The 15,627-nt window shown below is 67.9% G+C and carries 13 protein-coding genes; 8 read left to right on the top strand and 5 right to left on the bottom strand.

Going from position 1 to position 15,627, the window contains the following annotated elements; translation table 11 throughout:
• The first annotated feature begins 38 nt into the window (after positions 1-38).
• The 4 genes from ACS0OT_RS13565 (at position 39) to ACS0OT_RS13550 (ending at position 5,554) form a co-directional block, all read left to right on the top strand.
• A complete protein-coding gene (locus ACS0OT_RS13565) occupies positions 39-1,607 on the top strand; it encodes an N-acetylmuramoyl-L-alanine amidase (RefSeq protein ID WP_053500617.1) in 1,569 nt (522 codons plus the stop codon).
• Positions 1,608-1,746: 139 nt separating this feature from the next.
• Positions 1,747-3,648: a DNA mismatch repair endonuclease MutL gene (gene mutL, locus ACS0OT_RS13560; RefSeq protein ID WP_061478061.1), complete on the top strand. Its 1,902-nt coding sequence runs from the start codon at positions 1,747-1,749 to the stop codon at positions 3,646-3,648.
• A gap of 11 nt (positions 3,649-3,659) precedes the next feature.
• Positions 3,660-4,589: a DUF1684 domain-containing protein gene (locus ACS0OT_RS13555; RefSeq protein ID WP_262090817.1), complete on the top strand. Its 930-nt coding sequence runs from the start codon at positions 3,660-3,662 to the stop codon at positions 4,587-4,589.
• A gap of 2 nt (positions 4,590-4,591) precedes the next feature.
• Entirely contained in the window at positions 4,592-5,554 is a 963-nt protein-coding gene (locus tag ACS0OT_RS13550; RefSeq protein WP_235649392.1) for a TraB/GumN family protein, read from the top strand.
• Positions 5,555-5,628: 74 nt separating this feature from the next.
• Here the strand turns inward: ACS0OT_RS13550 and phaR are convergent, their stop codons facing one another.
• The 3 genes from phaR to gluQRS all read right to left on the bottom strand — a co-directional run bounded on the left by phaR (position 5,629) and on the right by gluQRS (position 8,023).
• The gene (phaR, locus tag ACS0OT_RS13545; protein WP_005417756.1) at positions 5,629-6,162 is read right to left on the bottom strand and encodes a polyhydroxyalkanoate synthesis repressor PhaR; all 534 of its coding nucleotides are present in this window, start codon (positions 6,160-6,162) and stop codon (positions 5,629-5,631) included.
• A gap of 182 nt (positions 6,163-6,344) precedes the next feature.
• Positions 6,345-7,085: an acetoacetyl-CoA reductase gene (gene phbB / locus ACS0OT_RS13540; RefSeq protein WP_005417754.1), complete on the bottom strand. Its 741-nt coding sequence runs from the start codon at positions 7,083-7,085 to the stop codon at positions 6,345-6,347.
• 17 nt (positions 7,086-7,102) lie between these two features.
• Positions 7,103-8,023, bottom strand: coding sequence for a tRNA glutamyl-Q(34) synthetase GluQRS (gene gluQRS / locus ACS0OT_RS13535; RefSeq protein ID WP_065178239.1), 921 nt, complete (start codon positions 8,021-8,023; stop codon positions 7,103-7,105).
• A gap of 93 nt (positions 8,024-8,116) precedes the next feature.
• Here gluQRS and htpX point away from each other — a divergent pair, with 93 nt between their 5' ends.
• The gene (htpX, locus tag ACS0OT_RS13530) at positions 8,117-8,983 is read left to right on the top strand and encodes a protease HtpX (protein ID WP_049415827.1); all 867 of its coding nucleotides are present in this window, start codon (positions 8,117-8,119) and stop codon (positions 8,981-8,983) included.
• A gap of 657 nt (positions 8,984-9,640) precedes the next feature.
• On the opposite strand, the gene ACS0OT_RS13525 is transcribed toward htpX, so the two are convergent.
• Positions 9,641-10,468 (bottom strand): inositol monophosphatase family protein, encoded by an 828-nt coding sequence (locus ACS0OT_RS13525; RefSeq protein ID WP_065178240.1) that lies wholly within the window; start codon positions 10,466-10,468, stop codon positions 9,641-9,643.
• Positions 10,469-10,588: 120 nt separating this feature from the next.
• Here ACS0OT_RS13525 and ACS0OT_RS13520 point away from each other — a divergent pair, with 120 nt between their 5' ends.
• The 3 genes from ACS0OT_RS13520 to ACS0OT_RS13510 all read left to right on the top strand — a co-directional run bounded on the left by ACS0OT_RS13520 (position 10,589) and on the right by ACS0OT_RS13510 (position 14,461).
• Positions 10,589-11,359, top strand: coding sequence for an RNA methyltransferase (locus ACS0OT_RS13520; RefSeq protein ID WP_065178241.1), 771 nt, complete (start codon positions 10,589-10,591; stop codon positions 11,357-11,359).
• A gap of 103 nt (positions 11,360-11,462) precedes the next feature.
• Positions 11,463-12,338: a phosphate/phosphite/phosphonate ABC transporter substrate-binding protein gene (locus tag ACS0OT_RS13515; RefSeq protein ID WP_005417743.1), complete on the top strand. Its 876-nt coding sequence runs from the start codon at positions 11,463-11,465 to the stop codon at positions 12,336-12,338.
• Positions 12,335-14,461, top strand: coding sequence for a putative bifunctional diguanylate cyclase/phosphodiesterase (locus tag ACS0OT_RS13510; RefSeq protein WP_005417742.1), 2,127 nt, complete (start codon positions 12,335-12,337; stop codon positions 14,459-14,461). Before ACS0OT_RS13515 ends, ACS0OT_RS13510 begins: the two co-directional genes overlap by 4 nt.
• 68 nt (positions 14,462-14,529) lie before the next feature.
• Here ACS0OT_RS13510 and epmB read toward each other — a convergent pair whose 3' ends face one another.
• Positions 14,530-15,570 (bottom strand): EF-P beta-lysylation protein EpmB, encoded by a 1,041-nt coding sequence (gene epmB / locus ACS0OT_RS13505; protein WP_442255855.1) that lies wholly within the window; start codon positions 15,568-15,570, stop codon positions 14,530-14,532.
• Positions 15,571-15,627: the final 57 nt, after the last annotated feature.

Genomic DNA, 15,627 nt, shown 5'->3' with positions numbered 1-15,627 from the left:
GTTGCATTCCGTTCAGCGCGGTGATTGAATCCTGAGCCATGCGCCCGGGGAACCGTCTCATCGCCATCTGTGCCGCCGTCGGACTGGGTCTGGCGAGCGTCAGTGCGTGGGCGGGTGAAGTCCGCCAGGTCCTGCTGAACACCGGCGCGACCGGCACCCGTGCCGAGATCTCGCTGGTCGGCAGTGGCGGCTACAAGACCCTGTCGCTGGCCGGCCCGAACCGCCTGGTGGTCGATTTCCCCGACTCCAGCGCCGTACGCAACCTGAAGATGCCGGCCGCGCAGGGCGTGGTCACGGCGGTGCGTACCGGACAGCCGGTCCCGGGCACTTTCCGTGTCGTCTTCGACCTTGCCGAATCGGTGGCGCCGTTCCGTCCGCAGATGCAGCGCGAGGGCAATGAATCCAAGCTGGTGATCGAATGGCCGGGTGATGGCCCTGCCGTGGCCACCAGCCGCCCGGCGACGCCGCCGGCGGTGCAGTCGCAGGCGGCCGCTGTGGGGGGCTCAGTCGCGCCCGCGCCGGCCGAGAACGCGCAGTCGCGCACCGATGCTGCGCGGGCCACCGCCCTGCTGACCGCACAGGTGCAGCAGCAGGCCAGCGCCAGCGCCGCCGCACCCGCCACGCCGACCCCCGCACCGACCAGCGCGCCAGCCCAGGTTGCTGCGGCAGGCGTCGCGGCCAGCAGCACGCCTTCATCCTCGCCGGCTGCAATCCTTGCCGGCCAGCGCACTGCTGCGGTGGTGACCACGCCGCCGGCAACGGCCCCCACACCCGCGCCGACGCCGGCCGAGCCGCCGCGTCCGGCGATGCCCAGCGATGCATCGCGCATCCGCATGCAGCCCGGCATGCGCCACCTGGTGGTGGCGATCGATCCCGGTCATGGTGGCCAGGACCCGGGCGCGATCGGCCCGACCGGCAAGCGCGAGAAGGATGTCACCCTGGCGGTGGCGCGTGAGCTGGCCCGCCAGGTCAATGCCACGCCGGGCCTGAAGGCCTACCTGACGCGCGACAGCGACGTGTTCATTCCGCTGCCGATGCGCGCGCAGAAGGCGCGTGCGAACAAGGCGGACATTTTCATCTCGATCCACGCCGATGCGGCTGAAAACCGTTCGGCCACGGGTTCGTCGGTGTACGTTCTGTCGACCAAGGGTGCCTCTTCGCAGCGCGCCCGCTGGCTGGCGGACAAGGAAAACGCGGCCGACCTGGTCGGTGGGGTGCGCCTGCAGCAGACCGAAGGCACCCTGGCCAACGTGCTGCTGGACCTGGCCCAGAGCGGCTACATGAAGGCGTCCGAAGATGCGGCCGGCCACGTGCTGGGCGGTCTGAAGCGGATCGGCAACAACCACAAGCCGAACATCGAGCGCGCCAACTTCGCGGTGCTGCGCACGTCGGACATGCCGGCGATGCTGGTGGAAACGGCATTCATTTCCAATCCGGATGAAGAGCGCCGCCTGACGGACCCGGCATACCAGCGCAAGGTGGCGGGCGCCGTGCTGGATGGCGTGCACACCTTCTTCAGCCGCCAACCGCCGCCGGGCACGTTGTATGCCGCCCGCGCGCAGGCTGAGATCGACGCCGCAGCCACGATGGCAGGCGGCAGCAAGTAAGCCGCCGAAGGCGGATTACTGCTTTCCGTAGAGTCGACTGTCAGTCGACTGCGCGCGCAGTATGGGGGTTTCGGTGGCCGGCGAAGAGCAGTCGACTGACAGTCGACTCTACATGCGCAGCCTCCGTTATCATCCCCGCATGACGTCTGCTACCCATCCGCGCCCGATCCGGCCGTTGCCGGAGATCCTGATCAACCAGATTGCCGCGGGCGAAGTGGTCGAACGACCCGCGTCGGTGGTCAAGGAGCTGGTCGAGAACGCGATCGACGCCGGCGCCAGCCGCGTTGATATCGATCTTGAAGAGGGCGGCGTGCGCCTGATCCGCATCCGCGACAACGGCAGTGGCATCGCGCCCGAGCAGTTGCCCCTGGCGGTGTCGCGCCATGCCACCAGCAAGATCGCCGATCTTGACGATCTCGAATCGGTGGCCACGCTCGGTTTCCGTGGAGAAGCGCTGCCGTCGATCGCATCGGTCAGCCGCTTTACCCTGTGCTCGCGGCGCGCGCACGACGAGCACGGTTCGGCACTGCAGATCGAAGGCGGCAAGATCGGCGAGGTGACCCCGCGCGCGCATGCGCCGGGCACCACGGTGGAAGTGCGTGAGTTGTTCTACAACGTGCCGGCGCGGCGCAAGTTCCTGCGCGCCGAGCGTACCGAACTGGGCCATATCGAAGAGTGGCTGCGTTCGCTGGCGCTGGCACGGCCGGATGTCGAGCTGCGCGTGTCGCACAACGGCAAGGCCTCGCGGCGCTACAAGCCAGGCGATCTGTATTCCGATGCACGCCTTGCCGAAACGCTGGGCGAGGATTTCGCCAACCAGGCCGTGCGCGTGGACCACAGCGGCGCCGGCCTGCGCCTGCATGGCTGGATTGCGCAGCCGCATTATTCGCGCGCGAGCGCCGACCAGCAGTACCTGTACGTCAACGGTCGCTCAGTGCGTGACCGCAGCGTCGCCCACGCAGTGAAGATGGCCTACGGCGACGTGCTGTATCACGGCCGCCAGCCGGCCTATGTGCTGTTCCTCGAACTGGATCCGACCCGTGTCGACGTCAACGTGCATCCGGCCAAGCACGAGGTGCGCTTCCGCGATTCGCGGCTGGTCCACGATTTCGTCTATCGCACGTTGAAGGATGCGCTGGCCGATACCCGTGCCGGCATGTCGGCGCAGGAGATCGGTGCCGGCCCCGCACATCCGGCGGACGCCGCCGCCGTCCCGACGGCATCGAGCGCCGGCGCGTCGGGGTTCGGGCTGGTGCGTGGGGCTGCGCCCGGCTCGGGAGGTGGTGGTGGCGGATTTTCAGGCTGGCGTCCGCAGCAGCCGCTGGGCCTGCAGGTGGCCGATGCACCGGCCGCCTACGCCGCGCTGTATGCCACGCCGGCCGGTGCCGAGCGCGCAGCGGCGTTGCCGCCGATGCCGAGCGAGAACGGGTTGCCGGTAACCAGTGCCGACGCGGGTGTACCGCCGCTGGGCTACGCGATCGCGCAGCTGCATGGCATCTACATCCTGGCCGAGAACGCTGAAGGCCTGATCGTGGTCGACATGCATGCGGCCCACGAACGCATCGGCTACGAGCGCCTGAAGAATGCGCACGATGGCATCGGCCTGCAGTCGCAGCCGTTGCTGGTGCCGATCACGCTGGCGGTGGGCGAGCGCGAGGCCGACACCGCCGAAAGCGAAGCCGACACACTGGCGGCGCTCGGCTTCGAGGTGACCCGGGCCGGCCCCGGGTCGCTGCACGTGCGCAGCATTCCGGCACTGCTGGCGCATGCCGAACCGGAAGGACTGCTGCGCGACGTGCTGACCGACCTGCGCGAGCACGGCCAGAGCCGCCGCGTGGCCAGTGCACGCGACGAGCTGCTGTCGACCATGGCCTGCCATGGCGCGGTGCGTGCCAACCGGCGCCTGACCGTGCCGGAAATGAACGCGCTGCTGCGCGACATGGAAATCACCGAACGGTCCGGCCAGTGCAACCACGGCCGACCGACCTGGGCCCGTTTTTCGCTGGCGGAGATCGACCGCTGGTTCCTGCGCGGACGTTGAGGGGAGCATCGATGCGTTATCGGGGAGTGGCGGGCCTGCTGGCCGCCGTGGTGTTGGCCGCCTGCAGCCCGGCAACTCCGCCGGCGCCGACGGTCGCTGAAGATCCGGCCTACGCGGCCGCGCAGCAGCAATGGCGTGTAGCGCGCTACCAGGACCTGACCCGGCCCGATGGCTGGACGGCCCTGGTCGGCCTGCACTGGCTGCAGAACAAATCCCATTTCGTTGGCAGCGGCGCCACCAACGGCATCCGCCTGTCGGTCGGCCCGGACAGGCTGGGACTCCTGCGTCGCGACGGGACGCAGTGGTGGTTCACGCCTGAAGCCGGTGTCGATGTCAGCCACGACGGCCAGCCGGTGCGTGGCCGCATCCGCGTCGACACCGACAAGGACACGCAGCCGACGCTGCTGGCCTTCGATGGCGGCAAGGGCCAGCTCAGCATCATCCGCCGGGGGCCACGGGACGCGCTGCGGGTCAAGCATGCCGAGGCACCGGCGCGGCGTGATTTCGCCGGCCTGCGGTACTGGCCGGGCGGCGCGGACTGGCAGGTGCAGGCGCGCTTCATCGCGCATCCGCCGGGGAAGACCTTGCCGATCGTCGACATCACTGGCTTGACCACCGAGATGCCCAATGCCGGTGCGGTGGAGTTCGAACGTGATGGCCGCAGCTGGCGCCTGGAGGCCATCGGTGCGCCCGGGCAGCCACTGTTCCTGATCTTTGCCGACCGCACCAGCGGCCGCGGCAGCTATCCGGCCGGGCGCTATCTGGATACCGATGCCCCCGCTGCAGACGGCACGGTGCGCATCGATTTCAACCATGCCTACAACCCACCGTGCGCGTTCACCGCCTACGCGACCTGTCCGCTGGCGCCGCCGGAAAACCGGTTGGACCTGCGCGTGGAAGCGGGCGAGAAGGCCTACCACCTGCCTGAAGGAGAAGGCTGACCATGCCGATCAAACACCTGTTCCGTACCGCGCTGTTGCTGGCGGCCTGCGCAGTGGCGCCACTGGCCACGGCCCGCGATGGCCAGGCCAGCCCTGCCGCGGCCGCGGCCGCGGCCGCGGCCAAGCCGCCGGTACCCCTGTTGTGGAAAGTCACCGGCCCGGGCGATGCACGCGTGTACCTGCTGGGATCGTTCCATCTGCTGAAGCCACAGGACTACCCACTGTCGCCCGATGTCGAGCAGGCGTTCGAAGCCTCGCAGCGGGTGGTGTTCGAACTGTCGCCGGAAGACATGCAATCGCCCCAGCTGGCCAGCCGCATGGTGCAGGCTGCGACCCGCACCGATGGCAGCGAGCTGAAGCGTGATCTGGATGCGGCCACCTGGCAGAAGCTGCAGGCTTTTGCTGCCCAGAACCAGTTGCCGCTGGCGCAGATGCAGGGCATGAAGCCCTGGTTCGTCGGTCTGAGCATTTCGATCGGGCAGATGCAGAAGCTGGGCCTGGACCCGGCGCTGGGCCTGGACCGCCACTTCATGGAACGCGCGCAGAAGACCGGCCGGAAGACCGCGGGACTGGAAGATATCGATACCCAGATCGGCATGCTGGACGGGATGACGGTGCAGGAGCAGCGGCAGATGCTGGCCGAAGCACTGGACCAGGCCGGCAAGGCCGATGAGCAGGCGCGGCTGCTGCATGATGCATGGCGTCGCGGCGACGAGCGCCTGCTGTGGACCAAGATGGCGGCAGAGATGCGCCAGCAGTATCCGCAGCTGTACCAGCGCATCAACACCGGTCGCAACGATGCCTGGGTGCCGAAGCTGCAGCCGTACCTGCAGGCCGGGCAGGGCGGTACGCTGGTGGTGGTCGGCACGCTGCATCTGCTGGGCAGTGATGGCGTGGTCGAGAAGCTGAGGGCGAAGGGCTACAAGGTCGAGCGCGTGTGCACGGGGTGCAAGGCCAAACGCTGACGCACCGCTGGAGCGATGCCAAACAAGACGGCGCGCCAGGGGCGCGCCGTTTTCGTATCAGCCGTTGCTGCAGCTCAGCGGCGGGTCTTGCCACCGGTGCCGGTACCGGTGCCGGGTTCGCCGGGCTTGTTGCCGGTTCCCGTTCCGGTGCCGCCCGGGCGCGGGCCACCGAAGCCGCTGCCCATGCTGCGCTGGAATTCCTGCCACAGCTCCAGGTTGCGCTCGGTCAGCTGGTTCATCATCGCCCACGGGGTCTGGCCCAGCAGGTTGCCCATCTGCTGGCGGAACTGCTGCTGCTGGTCGAGGAAGACCTGCATGCTGCGCTCCAGGTAGTTGCCCATGAAGCCCTGCAGGGAATCGCCGTAGAAGCGGATCAGCTGGCTCAGCAGCTGGGTCGACAGCATCGGTTCGCCGTCCTGTTCCTGGTCGGCGATGATCTGCAGCAGGACCGAACGGGTGAGGTCGTCGCCGCTCTTGGCGTCGCGGACTTCGAAGTCTTCACCGTCCAGGATCAGCTGGCGCACGTCCTCGATGGTGATGTAGCTGGAGATCTCGGTGTCGTAGAGACGGCGGTTCGGATACTTCTTGATGATGCGGGTCGCAGCCATGAAGCGGTACTCGTCACAGTAGACGCGCAGCATGGCGCAGTGCAGCAGCGGTTGCAACCGCCCCAGCCCCCGCCAGGCTTGGCTTTCAGGGGCGATCATGTTGCGCAGCAAGGGTTTGCGTGCTGCGCAGCATGACCATCGGCAGGGGCCGTCAGCGCATGCCGCAGCGGCCCCTGCGCGGCTTACCAGCCCATGTGGTGGCCGCCGTTGATGTCCAGGTTGCTGCCGGTGATCCACGAGGCTTCCTCGGCCACCAGGAAGGACACGCCATAGGCGATTTCCTCCGGCTTGCCGAGGCGCCCGGTGGGGATGTCGGCGATGATCTTGGCGCGCACGTCCTCCGGAACCGCCATCACCATGTCAGTGGCGACGTAGCCGGGCGAAATGGTGTTCACGGTGATGCCGAAGCCGGCGTTCTCGCGGGCCAGCGAAATGGTGAAGCCATGCATGCCGGCCTTGGCCGCGGCGTAGTTGGCCTGGCCGTACTGGCCCTTCAGGCCGTTGATCGAGCTGATCTGGATGACCCGGCCCCAGCCGCGGCGCCGCATGCCTTCGATCACCGGACGGGTGACGTTGAACACCGAATTGAGGTTGGTGTTGATCACATCGTGCCACTGGTCCGCGCGCATGCGGTGGAACGTCGTGTCGCGGGTGATGCCGGCATTGTTGACCAGGATCTCGACCGGGCCCAGCTCGGCCTCGACCGCACGCACCAGCGCCTCGGCGCTGCCTGGATCGGAGACATCGCCCGGGAAGATCGACACGCTGTAGCCGCGCTCGGTCATCGCCTGCTGCCATGCGCGGGCCTTGTCCTCGTCGCGGTAATTGGTGGCGACCCGGTGGCCCTGGTCGGCCAGGCGTTGGCAGATGGCGGTACCGATGCCGCCGGTTCCGCCGGTGACCAGTGCGACGCGAGATGTCATGGAATGCTGTCCGGGAATCAGGTGGGGGAAGGGGGATTCTGCAACATCGGCGCGGAAAGTGCGCCGGCCGGCAACAGGATGTCAGTCCGCGGCAGTCGAGCCGGGTCGAATGCCCGTTGCGCAGTGTGCAGCAGCGCATCCCGGTCATCGGCGCCGTCCAGTGCGGCAGGGGCCTGGCCCAGCAGCTGCCAGAGCGCGCGCAGTACCGGCACCGGCCGTGTACTGTCCACCGGCAGCGACGCCAGCGACTTGGACAGCTTGTGGCCGGGGGCGTCTAGCAGCAGCGGCAGGTGCCAGTAGCGCGGCACGGCCAGGCCCAGCGCCTGCTGCAGCAGGATCTGCCGCGCGGTGGAATCGAGCAGATCGGCGCCGCGCACCACTTCGGTCACCCCCTGCGCGGCGTCATCGACCACCACCGCGAGCTGGTAGGCCCAGCAGCCGTCGGCACGGCGCAGCACGAAGTCGCCGACTTCGGCATGCACGTCCTGCTGCTGCGGGCCACGCAGGCCATCGTCGAAGCGGACCAGGTTGCCGGGCGGTACGCGGAAGCGGACGGCAGGATCCGGTCGCGGCTGCCGCGCAACGCAGCGGTGGTGGATGCCGCCGCTGGCAGCCAGTTCGCTGCGGCTGCAGTGGCAGATGAACGCCTGGTCGCTGGCCAGCAACACGTCCAGCGCGGCCTGGTAGGCCTCGCCTCGAGCGCTCTGCCACAGGACCGGGCCGTCGTGGACCAGGCCGAACGCAGCCAGTGCCTGCAGCTGTGACTGTGCGGCGCCGGGTACGGTACGCGGCGGGTCAACGTCTTCGATGCGCAGCCGCCACAGGCCGCCGTGGTGGCGGGCCAGCAGCCAGCTGCCGAAGGCGGCAAGCAGGGATCCGGGGTGGAGCAGGCCGGTCGGCGAGGGCGCGAAGCGGCCGCAGGGAACAATGGCGGTCATGCAGGCTGAATCGTCGGTCAGGTTGGCGCTTGAATTCAAGCTGAGCGCACCGCAAATTGACAGATATCGACCCCTTCCGAGCCGGATTTTCCCATGTTCACCCGTATTGCCCTGTTCCTGGCGACCAACCTCGCGGTCCTGATCCTGGCCGGCATCGTCATGTCGATCCTGGGCGTGGACGCGCGTTCGATGAGCGGCCTGCTGGTGATGGCCGGCATCTTCGGTTTCGGTGGCTCCTTCATCTCGCTGCTGCTGTCCAAGTGGATGGCCAAGCGCTCCACCGGTGCGGTGGTGATCACTGAGCCGCGCAACCAGACCGAGCGCTGGCTGCTGGCCACGGTCGAGCGCCAGGCCAAGGCCGCCGGCATCGGCATGCCGGAAGTGGCGGTCTATGACGGCCCGGAGATCAATGCCTTCGCCACCGGCGCCAACCGCAACAACGCGCTGGTGGCGGTGTCCACCGGCCTGCTGCACAACATGAGCGAGGACGAGGCTGAAGCGGTGCTGGGCCACGAGATCGCCCACGTCGCCAATGGTGACATGATCACCATGGCGCTGCTGCAGGGCGTGCTGAACACCTTCGTGATCGTGCTGGCCCGCGTGGTCGGCGGCATCATCGACAGCGCGCTGTCGGGCAACCGCGAAGGCGGCGGCCGTGGCTTCGCTTACTACATCATCGTGTTCGTGCTGGAGATGGTGTTCGGCCTGTTCGCCACGATGATCTCGATGTGGTTCTCACGCCACCGCGAGTTCCGCGCCGACGCCGGCGGTGCCTCGCTGGCTGGTCGCCAGAAGATGATCGCTGCGCTGGAGCGCCTGCAGCTCAACCACGGCCAGAGCACGTTGCCGACCCAGATTGCCGCCTTCGGCATTTCCGGTTCGACGGCGAAGAAGCTGTTCATGAGCCACCCGCCGCTGGAAGAGCGCATCGCCGCGCTGCGGGCGTCGACGGTGGCGTAATTCTCTGCTCCTTGTTAGTGCAGGAACGCCTGGCCCCGCGCCGGGCGTTTTTGTATGTGCGCGCACGCATTGGTGGTGCCGGGATCATTTCCGCGACCGCGGAGGGGTGTCACTTTCTTTGCGCGCAAAGAAAGTAACCAAAGAAACGCTCCGCCGGCCGCGAGCCGACGTGCTGCGCACGCCGGTGCCCTGCGCTTCTCGGCGAATCAGGGGACGGCGCCGAACTCGCTGCGCTCAAACACCGGCGCCTCTTCGCCCCTGATTCCCATGCGATGCTCGGCTCGCTCAAGGCGGACTGGAAGGTCAAGATCAAGGGCAACAGCATCCACGCGTAGCATGGATCAACCGGGTGCCGTTGTGGCATTTGACCTTGGGTCCGCCTTGAGCGAGCTGAGCACCGCAGGTCCGGCGAGGGCGAAGAGGTGCGGGTGTCTGAGCGCAGCGAGTTCCCGCACCGCCCCTCGACGGGCCGAGGAGCGCAGGGCACCGATGCGCAGCATCGGCTCGTGCCCTGGCGGCGTGTTTCTTTGGTTACTTTCTTTGCACGAGCAAAGAAAGTGACACCCCTCCCGCGGTCGCGGAAACGAATCTCCGTGCGCGCAAACGAAAACGGCACCCTCGCAGGTGCCGTCTCCATGAACCGCTTTACACGGAATCTCAGAACTTCGCGTCGAACTCCGCCGCGTAACCGGTGTTGACCAGTACCTTCTGCAGCGACTCGGCCACCTTCAGGTTGCCGGCCACGATCTGGTGGGTCTCCGGGCCACGGTTGTCCATGCGGCCCAGGGTCGCGCCCTTGAAGTCACAGACCTTGCCACCCGCCTCGCGGACCAGCAGCAGGCCAGCGGCGATGTCCCACGCCTTCACACCGGCCTCGAAGTAGGCGTCGGCACGGCCGCAGGCCACGTAGGCCAGGTCCAGCGCGGCCGAACCGGTGCGGCGGATGTCCTCGCCGTGCACCAGCAGGGCGTCGACCGCCTTCAGCTGGGCGCTGGCGCGGCTGCGCTCGCGCGGGGCGAAACCGGTGTGGATCAGCGTGCCTTCCAGATCCTTGCGGTCGGCCACGCGGATGCGGCGGTCGTTCAGCACGGCACCGGCACCCCGGCTGGCAGTGAACAGTTCATTGCGCAGGGGGTCGAAGATGACCGCGTCGGTCGGCTCGCCGTTCTCGACCAGCGCGATCGACACGCAGTAGTGCGGCACGCCACGCAGGTAGTTGCTGGTGCCGTCCAGCGGGTCGATGACCCACATCTGGCGGCGCTCGCCCTGCACGCCACCTTCTTCACCGAAGATGCCGTAGTCCGGATAAGCGCGCTTGAGTTCCTTGACGATGACCTTTTCCGCGTCCGCATCCACTTCGCTGGCGTAGTCCATCCGGCCCTTCTGCACCACGTTCAGTGCCTCGAGCTTGTTGATGTTGCGCAACAGGACGTTGCCGGCGAGGCGGGCGGCCTTGACCATGACGGTGACGGCGGGTTTCTGCATGGCGTGGGCTCCCGGAAAGGCAGAAGAGATGGACTGGCGGGGGAAAAGAGCGGGTCCGGCGCAGTGGCCGGCCGCACAGTTTACCATTGGTCATCGTCCAGCTCGACCTTTTCCCTGTTCATGTCCCAGTTTCCCGCCGCCACCCGCCTCCGATTCGTCCTGGTCGGTACCCAGCACCCCGGCAACATGGGCGCCGCCGCCCGTGCCCTGAAGACCATGGGCCTGGCCCGCCTGGTACTGGTCGCCCCCGAGAAACCGCTGGACGAGGAGGCCTTCCGCCGCTCTGCCGGTGCCGAAGATGTGCTGGGGGACGCCCCGGTGGTCGCCACCCTGGCCGAGGCCGTGGCCGATTGCCGCCTGGTGCTGGGCTGCACCGCGCGTGCCCGCCGCGTGCAGCTGGAGGAGTACCTGCCGGCCGATGCCGCCGCTCGTGCGGTGGCCAAGGCGGGCGAGGGCGCCGAGGTGGCGCTGGTGTTCGGCCGTGAGCGCACTGGCCTGACCAACGAAGAACTGCAGCTCTGCCACGCGGCGGTGCACATCCCGTCCGATCCGGCGTTCAGCTCGCTCAACCTGGCTGCCGCCGTGCAGGTGCTGGCCTATGAGACACGCATGCAGCTGCTGGGCGCGCAGCCGGCCGCGGACGCCGAGCCCGGTTTCCGCGAACAGGCAGCAAGCCATGAGCAGATGGAGAGCTTCTTCGCCCAGCTTGGCGACACCCTGGACGAGATCGATTTCCACAAGGGCCGCGCGCCGGAATCGGCGATGCGCAAGCTGCGCCGGCTGTTCCTGCGCAGCGAGCCGAGCGAGCAGGAAGTGCGCCTGTTGCGCGGCATCCTTGCCGACACCCAGCGGATGGCGCGGCTGGCACAGGCGGGCAACAAGGACGGCTGACGACGTTCTCATTTTTTCGGGTAGTCTGTCCGGATACCCAGGGGGGATGAAGCCTGTGTCGGGTCTGCGAAGGGCAGTGCAGAGGGGACTGCTGAGCCTGGTCATGATCCTGCTGGCCGGGACGGTACATGCAGCAGCGGACCGGGTGCTGGTGCTGGGCCGGATCAGCGATGATCCCAAGGCCCATTACGAGCAGCTGCAACCGTTGCTGGACTATGTGGTGGCACGCATGCACGACGTCGGCATCACCGAAGGGCGGATCCTGATGGCACGCGACCCGCAGCAGATGGCCAGCTATCTGCGGCGGGGGCGGGTCGACTGGGTCACGGAAACGTCGGGTACGGCGGTGGCACTGGGCCAGCGCAGTGGCGCGCGGCCGCTGCTGCTGACCGAGCGCAATGGCGTGCGTGAGTACCAGACCGTGTTCTTCGTGCGTCGCGACAGTCCGATCCAGCGGATCCAGGACCTGCGCGGGCATCGCCTGGCGCTGCAGAACACGGCGTCCACCAGTGCCTACCTGGTGCCGGTGATGACGCTGCTGCAGGAGGGGCTGGCGCCGCAGATCCTGGCCGGTGTGTGGGACGTGCCGGGCCGGGACAGCGTGGGGTACGTGTTCGCACGTAGCGAGTTGAACATCGCCACGTTCGTGCACAAGGGCATGGTCGAAGTGGGGGCGGTGAGCAGCGTGGACTGGAATGACGAGCGACGGATGCCGACGGCATTCCGGCGGGACTTCCGCGAACTGCTGCGCACCGAACCCTACCCACGGGCGGTGGAAATGGTTCGCGCCGACCTTGACCCGCGGGTACGTGACCGGCTGCAGGACGTCCTGCTGCAGGCGGCCAGCGACCCGCAGGCACAGGGGGCGCTGCATCGGTTTTTCGGCACTTCCGGTTTCCACCGCGTCGATGCGCATGCGCAGCAGCGGCTGGATGAATTGAAACAAGGATTGACGCGCGTGCGGATGGAAGTGGAATGAAGTGGCTCGGCTCGGGAATGCAGGCCCGGTTCCTGCTCGCGATGGGTGGGGCGATGGTCGTGGTGGTGGCGATCCTGGCGGTGTTGCTGGGGCGGCAGGCGGCGATGCAGGGCGAGGTGCGCAACCTCAGTGGTGGCGTCATCCATGAACTGTTCGACCGCAGCGTGCGCAGCCGCGGCGAAGCGATGGCGCGCGAGCTGTCCGACGCGCTGGCCAACCCGCTGTACTACCGCGACCTGGACCAGGTCGGTGCGCTGGTGCGCAGCACCGCACGGCAGCCGGTCGTGCGCTATGTGCTGGTGTTCGACGAACGTGGCCGGCTGGTGCATGACGGCTCGATCGAGGTGTCCGGCTTCGGCCAGCCGATGACCGACCCGCTGGCCCCCAAGGCCGCGGTGGCGCAGGCGCTGGTGGTGCAGGAATCGCCCAAGGTACTCGACAACACCATGCCGATCATGGTCGGCAACCAGCGCATCGGCGGCGTCCGCGTCGGCATGGCGCTGGACGAGGTGCAGCAGCGCGAACAGGCCGCCAATGCCACGCTCGGCGAGCGCCTGCAGCAGGTCGGCAGCCGCCACCTGGGCTGGCTGCTGCTGATGCTGGGCCTGCTGGTGGTGATCGGCGTGGTGGTGATCCTGTACGTGCAGCGCACCCTGGTGGCGCCGATCCGGGACCTGGCCGCTGCGGCGCGCCGCATCGAGGCTGGCGACTACCAGGCGCCGCTGGCCGAGAACACCCGCGACGACGAAGTCGGCGAGCTGGTACGCGGCTTCGCCCGCATGCGCGATGCCATCGCCCGCCATGACCGCGAGGTGCGGCGCATGGCCTATACCGATGCACTGACCGGGCTGACCAACCGGTTGGCATTCAGGGAGGCGCTGGACCATCGCCTGATGGCCGCGCGCGCATCCAATCATCGGCTGGGCCTACTGTTTGCCGATATCGACGATTTCAAGCGCGTCAACGACACCCTGGGCCATGAGGCCGGTGACGAAGCGCTGTTGCAGTTCGCGCAGCGCATCGGCAGTGCGGTTACCGAGGCCGGTGGCGATGAAGCCCTGCTGGCCCGCTTTGGCGGCGACGAGTTCGTGATCCTGGTCGGTGATGGCGACGTGGCGGCCAACGCACGGCTGCTGGCCGAAGTGCTGGTGCGCGAGCTGGGCAAGCCGCTGGTGGTGCAGGGCCGGGAACTGTTCCTGGGCACTTCGATCGGCGTGACCCTGTTCCCGGATGATGCCGCCGATGCGACCACGCTGCTGAAGAACGGCGACATCGCCATGTACCAGGCCAAGATGGCCGGCAAGAACTGCTACCGCTATTACAGCCGTGCGATGGACCACGCGGTCGAGCGCCGCGTGCACATGGAGCAGGAGCTGCGCGGGGCCTGGGAGCGCGGCGAGCTGCGCCTGGCCTACCAGCCGATCTTCCGCATGCGCGATCGCCGCATGGTCGGCGTGGAAGTGCTGCTGCGCTGGCAGCATCCGACCTTGGGCACGATTCCGCCGTCGGTGTTCATCGAAGTGGCCGAGCAGAGCGGGCTGATCGAGCTCATCGGCCCGAAGGTGCTGCGTGCGGCCTGCATGGAAGCCTCGCAGTGGCCACGCGGGGCGGGCGGCGATGATCTGTTCGTGTCGGTGAATGTGTCGCCGCGGCAGCTGCGCGGCGGTGAACTGCCGGCATTGGTCGCGCAGTGCCTGCACGAGTCCGGGCTGCCGGCGTCGCGCCTGCACCTGGAGTTGACCGAAACCGCGGTGATCGGCGACGAAATGGTTGCCGCGCAGCTGCTGGACAAGCTGCACCGCACCGGCGTGAAGGTCTGGCTGGACGATTTCGGCACCGGCTTCTCCGGTCTCAGCCATCTTCGCCAGGTACCGGTGGACGGCGTGAAGATCGACAAGAGCTTCGTGGCCGACATGCAGCGCGATCCCGACGATCTGGCGCTGACCACGGCGATCATCGCCATGGCCCACGCACTGGGCATCACCGTGGTGGCCGAGGGCATCGAGCAGCAGGCGCAGTTCGAACTGCTGGTGCAGCGCGGCTGCGATCTTGGCCAGGGCTACTGGCTGAGCCACCCGGTGACCGCCACCGAAGTGGTGCGGATGATCGAATCGGGCCTCTGACCGACTGACGTTGTGCCGGGGTCAGATCCCTTTTCCGTCGGAAAAGGGATCTGACCCCGGCAGTGCTCCTACACCGGGCGCTTGCTCGGGTCGCCGGGTAGTTCGCGCACCAGTTTCGGGATCAGATAGCCGGACAGGCGTGCGGTCAGGCCGGCAATCAGCGCCTTGGCCTGGGCATCATCCACTTCGAAGTGGGCCACGCCTTCGACCCGGTCCAGCTGGTGCAGGTAATAGGGCAGCACGCCAGCGGCGAAGCTGCGCTCGCTCAGGTCCTGCAGGGCCTGCACGCTGTCGTTAACCCCGCGCAGCAGTACCGCCTGGTTCAGCAGCTGGGCGCCGACGCCGCGCAGGCGGGCCATCGCCGCGTCCACGCTGGCGTCGAATTCATTGGCGTGATTGGCGTGGACCACGATCGCCAGCGGCCATGGCAGGCTGCCCAGCCAGCACACCAGTTCATCGTCCACGCGTTCCGGCAGCACGATCGGCAGCCGGGTATGGATGCGTAGGCGGCGGATATGCGGAATCGCGCGCAGGGCGTCGGTCAGCTCGACCAGCTTGTGCGTGGCCAGTGACAACGGGTCACCGCCGGACAGGATCACCTCATCGATGTCCGGGTCGGCCGCGATGGCGGTTACGGCCTCCTGCCAGCCGCCCTTGGCAGCGTTTTCCGCGGCATAGTCGAAGTGGCGGCGGAAGCAGTAGCGGCAGTTGATCGCGCAGCTGCCGGTGGCGACCAGCAGGGCACGGCCACGGTACTTCTGGATCACCCCGGTAGCCTTCTTGGCGGCACCATCGCCCACCGCGTCGAAGCTGAACCCGGGCGCCGGGCGCATTTCCTCGTCGATCGGCAGCACCTGGCGCAGCAGCGGGTCGGCCGCATCGCCCACGCGCATGCGGGCCACGAAGCCCTCGGGCACGCGCAATGCGAACTGGTCCATGGCCGCCTCCGAGACACCCAGCGCCGCCGGGTCCAGCTGCAGCCGGGCCAGCAGGGCGTGCGGGTCGCGCAGCGCCTGGCGCCAGAGCTGCTGCCAGCGCGCGGGCGCGCCTGGCGACTGGGGCCGGGGGAAGGCGGAAAGCTGCATGGAGAGGGGGCCTGCGGTTATCATGGGGGCAGAAAAACAGTCGCCCACCGGCATCCGGTGGGCTTTCCATTCTAACGGCTC

Source organism: Stenotrophomonas maltophilia group sp. RY12688 (genome assembly GCF_052149045.1).
Classification (GTDB): domain Bacteria; phylum Pseudomonadota; class Gammaproteobacteria; order Xanthomonadales; family Xanthomonadaceae; genus Stenotrophomonas; species Stenotrophomonas sepilia.
Note: the sequence above shows the minus strand (reverse complement) of the source record. Positions and strands in the feature narration are given on the sequence as shown.

Excerpts from the sequence above, each read along its gene's own strand:
- ACS0OT_RS13565 (WP_053500617.1), top strand. The coding sequence starts at position 39 with ATGCGCCCGGGGAACCGTCTCATCGCCATCTGTGCCGCCGTCGGACTG.
- mutL (WP_061478061.1), top strand. The coding sequence starts at position 1,747 with ATGACGTCTGCTACCCATCCGCGCCCGATCCGGCCGTTGCCGGAGATC.
- ACS0OT_RS13555 (WP_262090817.1), top strand. The coding sequence starts at position 3,660 with ATGCGTTATCGGGGAGTGGCGGGCCTGCTGGCCGCCGTGGTGTTGGCC.
- ACS0OT_RS13550 (WP_235649392.1), top strand. The coding sequence starts at position 4,592 with ATGCCGATCAAACACCTGTTCCGTACCGCGCTGTTGCTGGCGGCCTGC.
- phaR (WP_005417756.1), bottom strand. The coding sequence starts at position 6,162 with ATGGCTGCGACCCGCATCATCAAGAAGTATCCGAACCGCCGTCTCTAC.
- phbB (WP_005417754.1), bottom strand. The coding sequence starts at position 7,085 with ATGACATCTCGCGTCGCACTGGTCACCGGCGGAACCGGCGGCATCGGT.
- gluQRS (WP_065178239.1), bottom strand. The coding sequence starts at position 8,023 with ATGACCGCCATTGTTCCCTGCGGCCGCTTCGCGCCCTCGCCGACCGGC.
- htpX (WP_049415827.1), top strand. The coding sequence starts at position 8,117 with ATGTTCACCCGTATTGCCCTGTTCCTGGCGACCAACCTCGCGGTCCTG.
- ACS0OT_RS13525 (WP_065178240.1), bottom strand. The coding sequence starts at position 10,468 with ATGCAGAAACCCGCCGTCACCGTCATGGTCAAGGCCGCCCGCCTCGCC.
- ACS0OT_RS13520 (WP_065178241.1), top strand. The coding sequence starts at position 10,589 with ATGTCCCAGTTTCCCGCCGCCACCCGCCTCCGATTCGTCCTGGTCGGT.
- ACS0OT_RS13515 (WP_005417743.1), top strand. The coding sequence starts at position 11,463 with ATGATCCTGCTGGCCGGGACGGTACATGCAGCAGCGGACCGGGTGCTG.
- ACS0OT_RS13510 (WP_005417742.1), top strand. The coding sequence starts at position 12,335 with ATGAAGTGGCTCGGCTCGGGAATGCAGGCCCGGTTCCTGCTCGCGATG.
- epmB (WP_442255855.1), bottom strand. The coding sequence starts at position 15,570 with ATGATAACCGCAGGCCCCCTCTCCATGCAGCTTTCCGCCTTCCCCCGG.